Raw genomic sequence first — 452 nt, 5'->3', positions numbered from 1 at the left:
ATCACGGGCTGTCCGCCACCTTCGCGACCAAACCGTCAGCGGCGGCTCCAGCCACTGCCAGCACCGGCCGCGTTTAACGACCGGCCCCAGCCGGCCATTCAACCGACCGTACGCTGTGGACGCCCCCGCTGCGATCGAGCTGGACGAAGACGTCGACGACCTTGCGGACATAGGCGGCGACATCGGCCCGATCGAGCTTGATCCCCGCTTCGAGGACCAGCAGCGCGAGTTGCTCGACCGCGAGGTCTGCGCTGTCGGCGTGGATGGTCGTGATCGAACCGGGATGGCCCGTGTTGACGGCCCGCAGGAAGGTGAACGCCTCCGCGCCGCGCAATTCTCCCAGCAGGATGCGGCTGGGGCGCATCCGGAGCGAGGCTTGCAGCAACGCCTCTGCACCGGCCGCGCTTTCGCCTTGGGTGCCGCGAACGCCGATCAGGCCGACCATGTTGGGA

1 protein-coding gene is annotated in these 452 nt (G+C 68.4%); it reads right to left on the bottom strand.

Features of this window, described 5'->3' with window-relative positions:
- Positions 1-73: 73 nt before the first annotated feature.
- The coding region (locus AC0IYH_RS29375) for an ATPase, T2SS/T4P/T4SS family (protein ID WP_471837558.1) at positions 74-452 on the bottom strand (379 nt) is incomplete at its 5' end.

It is taken from the genome of Pseudomonas sp. AC463, assembly GCF_979253585.1.
Note: the sequence above shows the minus strand (reverse complement) of the source record. Positions and strands in the feature narration are given on the sequence as shown.